This is a genomic window from Kosakonia quasisacchari (genome assembly GCF_004331415.1).
Classification (GTDB): Bacteria; Pseudomonadota; Gammaproteobacteria; order Enterobacterales; family Enterobacteriaceae; genus Kosakonia; species Kosakonia quasisacchari.
In genome coordinates, this window is record NZ_SJOP01000043.1 from 1 (window position 1) to 8,200 (window position 8,200).

Here is an 8,200-nt window from a genome sequence, read left to right on the forward strand (position 1 = left end):
GCTGTAATGGGTGACGCTCGCCAGCATTGAACCCACCAGCCCTGAGCCGTACACGCCAGCGAAGTAAGAAACGATGAAGTAGGCCGAACGGCGGAGAATCGTCAGATCAGCAGCAGTGGCGACATAGAACACGGCACCAGCGAACGCACCGAACACGACGCCATAATCAGTGCCAGTTAACAAGCCATACAAACTGGCACCGGTTAAAGCGCTTGCCGCCGCCGCGGAACCGGAAACAGGTTCGGACATTTAGCCCCCTCGTATATGCTGTGAGTCCTCTCAGAATGAGGGGAATAAAAAGGCTGCCCGGAGGCAGCCCAAATTCTGTAACCCGATAAAACGGGCCTTTATGTTCATTTACTTTTCGTAATCAATACTTCGGACACTTCATCAACTGTCTGATTGAAGCGGTCTGTTTCAAGTTCAACACCGATCGCGCGGCGGCCAAGTTTCACCGCTTCTTTGACCGTAGAGCCTGATCCCATAAAGAAATCAGCGATCAGATCACCGGGTCTACTGCTGGCGTTGATAATGTCCCTGAGCATGTCCGCAGGTTTTTCGCACGGATGTTTGCCAGGGTAAAACTGCACCGGCTTGTAGGTCCATACGTCCGTATACGGAACCACCGCGGTGACCGCAAAGTGACGCCGCAGCGATTTGTATTCTTCCAGTAGCTCGCAGTATTTACGGTTAAGCGAATGGTACGTGGCCACCAGCTGATGATGAGGCTTATCCAGTTCGCTCCGCTGGTGCTTTTCAGTGGCTATGCGCGTGAACAGCGCCTGCAACTTCAGGTAATCGGCTTCGCCAGGTAGTTGCCACTGGCTGGCGCCGAACCAGTGCGAAACCATATTCTTCTTGCCGGTGGCGTCAGCAATTTCCTTTGCCGTCACACCAAGTGATGCGCGCGCGTTCCGGAAATAGTCGATCAGGGGAGCCATCAGGCTTTGCTTTAGCTCAGTCCCTTTCTGCTCATATCCATCATCTTTAGGTCGGTACGGCCCAAGATAATGTTCGGCGAAAAGAACCCGCTCGGTCGCCGGGAAGTAAGCCCGCAGGCTTTCTTTATTGCAGCCGTTCCACCTTCCGGACGGCTTTGCCCAGATGATGTGATTCAGGACACTGAACCGGCGGCGCATCAACAATTCGATATCTGCCGCAAGCCTGTGGCCGCAAAACAGATAGATGCTGCCGGATGGTTTGAGGACTCGCCAGAACTGCGCCAGGCAGCCATCAAGCCACGTTAAATAATCCTCGTCGCCTTTCCACTGATTGTCCCAGCCATCCGGCTTTACTTTGAAGTAAGGCGGATCGGTAACAATCAGGTCAATTGAGTTATCAGGAAGGGTAGCAATGTAATGCAGGCAGTCAGCATTGATTAAATCAATACTGTTTAAATTTACAGTATTTTTCATGGATCAGTCAGCGGGACTCTGATAGGCTCACTATGCTTTTGCGCTAAAGCGGTGGGCCCTGGTTCGCTTGTGACCTCAAACATGAGCGAATGGCTGGTAGGGTGCGACAACACCCACCAGCCGCCCATTTCCACAAAAAGAAAAACCCCGCCAAAGCGAGGTTTCGAATATTGTTTTAACGGTAGACATACATTGCCCATCGTTGGGAAAATCCTAACCATTTTTTTTGAATATTGCAAGCATCGTGACGCTATAAGTCGCGAATATGTGGCTAACGTGTCACTTTTCTTAAATGCATCTCTGCATTTGCCTCTTCAAGCCAGCATTTCGTGACCAGCGCGTTAATCACATCGGCATAACCGCTATACCATTCGTAATTCGTCAGGTCTGGCACAACCTTTTTGACCAGTGCGCGGGCAAGGGTTGTCGGTATGCGGCTGTAGCGATTGCCGTTACAGCGACCGCATACCTTATTGACCGGCACGCCGTGAAGCTTTGTGCGCTTTTCATCGAGCACTTCACCCTTTCCTTTACAGCCACGGCACGCTGTTCTCACCTCGCCTTTTCCGCCGCAATGATGGCAGATCTCTTCCACCTCTTCATACCTGACAGTTGCCTCCACGCCTTTAACACCGGGGTGCTTGACCACATCGCGCATGACATGCAACACGCCAAGGCCATTACAGTGCGGGCACCGCGCTTTACTGGCCGCAGAGCGTGAATAATCGGCATAGGCGAATTGCACCAGCACCGGCAGAATTTCTAGGCGGGCTTTCTCGCTGAGTTTCATGAGCACCGGTTTTTTTAGCGCCAGCGCATAGTTCATCAGTTCATCAATCGCCGGTGCCGGATCCTGAATCCCCATCTTTGCCAGGAAAAGATTAAAGCCAAGCGATGCTTTTGACTGCACCATGCCTTGTGCCGCCATTACATCGGTAATGGTCAGTGCGATACCGCCCGTAGCTGGCGTCTCGTCGTTATATTTCTGCGACTTTGGCGAATAGAATTTAGGTAATGATTCGAGGTTCATAGCGTCTCCACTTTACGCCAGCACGCCGATGGCCAGCGCGCGATCTAAAAAACGAAACAGCAGCACAAGCTGGCTGCCATATTTCTCTTCAAATACCACGGTGTCAGCGTGCAACGCGTCGTGATGTGCTCTGCAAAGCGGGATCACAAACAGGTCGTGCGCCTTTGTACCCATTCCCCCATTACCGTGGCCGATAAGGTGGTGGGGATCGTCTGCCGGGTTGTTGCAGCACATGCATTGCTGCGCTTTAACCCAGCGGGTGTACTTCTCGTTTTCCCAGCGGCGGCGCTTAGGGCGCAGCATGAAGGATTCAGGCGTCTCCGGATCGATGCGCAGCGCCAGCACCTGCTTAGCTACTTCCTCAACGATTTCCCGCGCCTGCGGCATGCCGGGCACCAGGTCAAGCTCACGCGTTACCGACTTAATGACCGGCTTAGGCATAAGTAAAACCTGCCGGGCGGCTTCCTCCGGCAGCACGTCGGCAAGCCCGTTACGCGCCAGCCACCAGCAAAATTCCGGCAGCGTCAGTGAATGGGAGTCGTCGAAACCAAGCTCACGGCGCGCGGACGTGAGGATGTATGCAGCGCAATTTGCGCGGGCAATACCCGCCAGTTGTTCGGTGCTGTGCTCGCGCAGTATGTTGTCGCAATGCCAGCACAGCCTGATCGCGCCCGGCGCGTGACGCATGGTTGTCATGTTCTCTGCGTGCCAGCTTTCGTGTGGCCACTGGCATCCGGTACCGGATTCAAGCCAGCTTTCCAGACCATTGATACCGCCAGCGCGGCGCAACACCGCTTCATTTTCGAATACGCCAGCCAGCGCCGGATCTTCCGCCAGCGGCTGCTCTGCTGGTGGCAGTTCACCGTTCGGCATACCCGCCAGGCGCTCTGGTTCGTTTTCAAGCAACATGCGCCCGCGGCGAAAATATGGCAGCAGGGCCACGCCGGGACGGAACATGACGAGGCCAAGCTCAGTTACCACGACGGGGTTTAACAGCGCCCTCACTCAGCACCCTCCTTCGCGATATATGCCGCCCACAGACCGCCAATCCACTTCACACCTTTTGCGGTAAATCGTGCCTGGCTGAATGCATGATTGTTTTCGCTGCTGGTACCGGTTTTCACTTCGAACCGGCCAAGGGCAATATGGCGGTGGCGCGGTGTCAGCGTGCCGCCCAGGCGGTAAAGAATGTCGTTATCCAGCAGGAAGCATCGAAACTCGGGCTCTTTGGCGTTAAGCAGCTTCGCCACCTGCCGGAATGACATCGAGCCTTTCGCGGAGCAATAACGGTCGACAAATTCCACTTTCGGCGCGGCTACCGCCAGTTCATGTTTAAGCTGTTGCTGCTGTTCAGCCAGATCAGCGGCGAGGCGCAACGCTTCAGGTAAAGACTTCGGAACCTGCATTGCCTGCTGGCTTTCCAGTTCCTGCCAGCGATCGACAAGGCGTGCGGTAAATTCCGGCGAAAGCTGAGCTACAACGATATAGCTGTCGCGCTTTCCTACCAGATACACGGCGACCGCTTGCCCGAGGTGATTTCTAACTTCCCCCATTGGGGGGAGTTGGATTGTGCCCTTTGCGGCAAGCCTTTCAATCGACTGCTTCACTTTGTCGTGCCGTGACTGAACCAGATCGGCAATCTCCTGGCTGCTCATTGTCAGTTCCTGTCCGGCCAGTAATGAGTGATGGTGTGGACAAAGTGGTGTTGCGTTCATCTGCTGCATGCGTATCTCCTTTAAGCGGCTGCAACCGCTGTTGGTACAAACCTGCTGATCGTGATCTCCACCATGCCGCCCTGCTGTACCGGTCCCCACTCCACCAGCAGGCGTTTAACCTGGCTGTCGTCCTCCCACACTCCGGCATGCGTCAGCGAGTCCAGCAGCGCTTTGTTGTAGTTGTCGATGTCCCGGCGGCGGTTGTCCGGCGGGTAAAGGGTAATTTCCACTGCGGCCAGTTCAGTTGACGGTTTTGGCAGACGGCGTAACTGCTCGATGATTGCCGCGCAGGCGTCGCTCTGGTACTTGCGCCCGGCGGCGCTGATGAGGTGGCGGCCTTTCAGCGGCCCTTTATTCGGGGCGCGCCAGTATGTGTTCACGCTCGGCGGGAAAGGTAATTTCAGCTTCATGCCGCGGACCCTCTGCGTTTCAGCCATTCCTGAGCCAGATCAGTCGAGCTTTCCTCTCCCTCAAGGAGCGCCCGGATCACTTGTTCGGCTTCATCGAGCGCCAGCGTGTCGTTTACGCCGATCACTTTGATTCCGCGCGCGGTGCCGCTGGCGATCGTGATGTAGCCTTTTTTCACAAGGGCGCGCAGGTGTTCAAAAGCAGCGTTGCCCGACGAGACGCCAATCAGCGCCGCAAGCTCGGTGTAGGTCGGCGGGTAGCCGTGCATATTATGAAAATCCACCAGCGCGTTAAGCACCTGCTGCTGCCGGTCAGTCAGTGGTTTACGGTCTTCCACACTTCCCCCTCAGAGAATGGCCACGATGTCGGTGGCGGTTTCGCGCGTGCTGCCTTTGCTTGATATGGCGCGGCGGGCGCTAACATGGTGCAGGTCGAAGCCATGCCCACTGTAAAGCTCGATGATGCGCGGCGCGGTGGAATTGCTGATCACCACTCTGGCGCCACGCTGATGCGCAGCAACACAGCAGCGCGCTAACGCCTGCTGGTCGTCCCACGTAAACCCACCAGCGGCATAGTTGGTAAAACCTGCGATACCGGGCATCGGTTCATATGGCGGATCGCAGTAAACGACATCGCCCTCACCTGCCAGCGCCAGGGTTCGCTGAAAACCAGCGTTCATAAACACGCAGTTGTGCGCCATGTTGGCGAAGGTTTTTATTTCTTCTTCCGGAAAATACGGGGAGCGATACTTGCCAAAGCCGACATTAAACTGCCCGCTGAGGTTGTAACGAATCAGGCCGTTAAAACAGTGTCGGTTCAGGTACAGGAATGCTGCAGCACGCTCAATGCTGTCTATCCGCTGCGCGTTGAATTCTTCCCGAACAATCCCATAACCGCGCTCAGTGTTGAGACTGGTGAACATGCGACGGGCAAACGTCAGAACCTGATCTGGAACGATGGCTAACATCTGGTACAGGTTGATCAAATCAGCGTTTACGTCCGCCAGCAGGAAACTTCCATGTTTTCCGGAATTGATAAACACTGAACCGCCGCCCAAAAATGGCTCAATAAGGCGTTTACCTGCCGGGATGAGACGATCGAGTTCTGGCAGCAGTGAATACTTGCCGCCAGCCCATTTGAGGAACGGACGCTGGTAAATGCGCGGGGTTGGTTCGGCAACCGGCAAAGCTGCAGCAATGCGTTCGCCGATCCAGCGCATGACCGGTACCGCCATGCTGTTCCCTATTGCTTTATAACGTGGGCCATCCGGACAATCGGCAGCATCTTTGCCGCGCCACACAATCAGAGTGTGATCGTCAGGGAATCCCTGAAGGCGTTCACATTCGCGAGGTGTCAGCCGGCGAACGGACAACGCATTTGCAACTGCCGGAGGCTGGCCGCTGTTGGCGTGGCTTGTGTCGTGGTTACCGGCGCGGATGGTTGGCGATAAATCAATTGTTGCGTCAGCACCATGATCCTTGTAGCTGAAGGCGATGCAGGCATTTTCCTGTCCATGATTGCGGCCTAATGTATGCGCCAGTTCGCAGTTAATGTCAGGATCCTGTGTGCCATGAACCGCGAAGGTTTCAACATCAAAATCAATGCGCTGTCCTTTCGCGGTCAGGCATGCTGCAACATCGATATTTCCGCTGGTGTTACCGCCGCCAAATGCAACCACAGGAACACCACGCCCGGTACCATCTTCGCTGCCATCAAAGCCTTCACTTTTCAGGGTGTGGCTGACGTCGCCGTTTGCGCATTGGGCGATCAGGTGCCCAGCTTGTGCCTGGTTGTCGTCCGCGCCACACGTTCCAACGCCTCGCGCAGTAAGGGCGGCAACTGCCGATTGCGGTTCTCTGCGCGGCGGAGTATCCCGGCGCACGCCTTCGAACTCAAAAAGTACTTTTGCGGGATCGAATCCACTTCGAGCACTTGCGACAACGAACACACGCTTGCGTCGTTGGGCCACTCCGAAAAATTGAGCATCAAGGACGCGCCAGGCGATAATCCTTTCTGGTCCAGACACACAACCTGCGTGCGTCCATTTTCCCCCTGCTGGCTGCAATTCACTGCATTCTCCGGCAAGTCCTGCCAGAAAGCATCCAAAGGCATTGTCTTTACTGCTGAGCACGCCGGGGACGTTTTCCCAGACGATGATTGATTCTGGCTCACCGCGTTCGCGGCGCTTTGCGTCGATTGCATTGGCTAATTCCACGTATGAGAGGGTTAACTGGCCGCGGTCATCAGACAGGCCTTCACGCAAGCCTGCGATACTGAATGCCTGGCAAGGCGTACCGCCGACCAGAACATCAGGCGCTTCGACATCACCAGCGCGCACCGCGTCCGCGATTTTGGTCATATCGCCAAGGTTGGAAACTTCAGGCCAGCGCTCTGCCAGCACCGCCGATGGGAATTTTTCTATCTCAGCGAACCATGATGCTTTCCAGCCCAATGTTTCCCACGCCACGGTGGCGGCTTCAATGCCACTGCAAACTGATCCGTATCTCATGACCGGAACCCCGCGTTTTCCGGCAGCGAATAATCCACATTCTGGAAACTGGCGCGCGCTGCTGTGCTGCTTACCCATTCGCCGTTACGCCGTTCCGGGCGCCCTGCCTCAACCCACTTGTTCGCGGCCTGAAGGTAACCAGGGAATTTTGACGGCAGGAAAAGCGTTGTCGGGCGCAGGTATTCAGCCATGCGCAGATCCTGCCCCCATTTTGCGGTCGTGTAGTCCACAACAAGTTCCAGCTCAGCAACGGTGAAACCGTCACCAAGGCGGCCACGGATGTTATCCAGCGAGGATTTACTGACCTGATACCGTGATCCGGTCTTCTGGTTCAGGTAAGTCAAAACCTGTTTAGCCTGATCGGTGATCACCACCGCATCGTCGGGTTGCGCAGCAACCGGACAAGAAGGTTTTTTATCTGATGGATCTGTAGTTGAATTTACTGACGGATCCCCCCCAGATTCTGAGGGGTGAAAACTGCCTGTTTTGCTGGATTTCGACGCGTCAGATTTTGAGGCATCAGAATTCGACCCATCAGATTTTGATACGTCAGATTTTGAGGCGTCAGATTCTGACAGGTGAGAAAAGGCAGCAGCCTGAAGTTTTGCCACGTTAAGCTGGTAAACATTCGACGCGTTACGGTTACCTTTGCGGCGCTGCTGGCGTGTCAGCCAGCCTTCCTGCTCCAGCTTGCCAATCGCTGTTCGTACAGTGCTTTCACCCGCGCCAAGCTGGCGGGCAATCGTCTCGATGGACGGCCAGCACACGCCCTCGTCGTTGCTGAAGTCAGCCAGGCGCGCCATGATCGCCACGCTGGACAGCTTCATGCCAGAAGCGGCACATGCGTCCCAGACGTAACCAGTTAATTTAGTGCTCATGGTCGTCCTTTATTTCTCTGAATTTACGCTGGAACTGCTCGAGCGGGCTGAAGCATTCATGCTCGTAACCTTGCGCTTCACGAAGATAGATAACGCGCTGTTTTTCTGGCTCCCACCGGATAACCCGTACCGGGATTCCGTAGTGGTCTCTGAATTGCCGGTTAACTTCAGCCATTCTTCGCGCCCCTGCTCGTTCATAGTGGCAAACGCCTCTACCATTCCGGCGGCGCGCTGGTAGTTGTGGA

At 55.3% G+C, this 8,200-nt stretch carries 10 protein-coding genes; all 10 read right to left on the bottom strand.

The genetic code is table 11. The features are described from left to right. Positions 1 to 249 (bottom strand): putative holin (locus tag E0L21_RS24210; protein ID WP_131413772.1); only part of this gene is annotated, 249 nt, incomplete at its 3' end. Positions 250 to 353: 104 nt separating this feature from the next. Beyond that, entirely contained in the window at positions 354 to 1,415 is a 1,062-nt protein-coding gene (locus E0L21_RS24215; protein WP_131413773.1) for a DNA-methyltransferase, read from the bottom strand. 271 nt (positions 1,416 to 1,686) lie between these two features. Continuing rightward, positions 1,687 to 2,445, bottom strand: a complete 759-nt coding sequence (locus E0L21_RS24225; RefSeq protein WP_131413775.1) for an antitermination protein — start codon at positions 2,443 to 2,445, stop codon at positions 1,687 to 1,689. A gap of 12 nt (positions 2,446 to 2,457) precedes the next feature. Then, positions 2,458 to 3,450: a DUF968 domain-containing protein gene (locus E0L21_RS24230; RefSeq protein ID WP_131413776.1), complete on the bottom strand. Its 993-nt coding sequence runs from the start codon at positions 3,448 to 3,450 to the stop codon at positions 2,458 to 2,460. Beyond that, positions 3,447 to 4,160 (bottom strand): phage antirepressor KilAC domain-containing protein, encoded by a 714-nt coding sequence (locus tag E0L21_RS24235; protein WP_131413780.1) that lies wholly within the window; start codon positions 4,158 to 4,160, stop codon positions 3,447 to 3,449. The genes E0L21_RS24230 and E0L21_RS24235 overlap by 4 nt, the downstream gene beginning before the upstream one ends. Positions 4,161 to 4,180: 20 nt before the next feature. Further along, the gene (locus E0L21_RS24240; RefSeq protein WP_131413777.1) at positions 4,181 to 4,570 is read right to left on the bottom strand and encodes a RusA family crossover junction endodeoxyribonuclease; all 390 of its coding nucleotides are present in this window, start codon (positions 4,568 to 4,570) and stop codon (positions 4,181 to 4,183) included. After that, positions 4,567 to 4,905, bottom strand: coding sequence for a LexA family protein (locus E0L21_RS24245; RefSeq protein ID WP_235855296.1), 339 nt, complete (start codon positions 4,903 to 4,905; stop codon positions 4,567 to 4,569). Before E0L21_RS24245 ends, E0L21_RS24240 begins: the two co-directional genes overlap by 4 nt. Positions 4,906 to 4,914: 9 nt before the next feature. Then, the gene (locus E0L21_RS24250; RefSeq protein WP_131413782.1) at positions 4,915 to 7,077 is read right to left on the bottom strand and encodes a Dam family site-specific DNA-(adenine-N6)-methyltransferase; all 2,163 of its coding nucleotides are present in this window, start codon (positions 7,075 to 7,077) and stop codon (positions 4,915 to 4,917) included. Further along, complete coding sequence (locus E0L21_RS24255) at positions 7,074 to 7,955, bottom strand: conserved phage C-terminal domain-containing protein (protein WP_131413778.1); 882 nt, start codon at positions 7,953 to 7,955, stop codon at positions 7,074 to 7,076. The genes E0L21_RS24250 and E0L21_RS24255 overlap by 4 nt, the downstream gene beginning before the upstream one ends. Beyond that, a complete protein-coding gene (locus E0L21_RS24260) occupies positions 7,945 to 8,130 on the bottom strand; it encodes a DUF4222 domain-containing protein (protein WP_131413779.1) in 186 nt (61 codons plus the stop codon). Before E0L21_RS24260 ends, E0L21_RS24255 begins: the two co-directional genes overlap by 11 nt. Positions 8,131 to 8,200 lie beyond the last annotated feature (70 nt).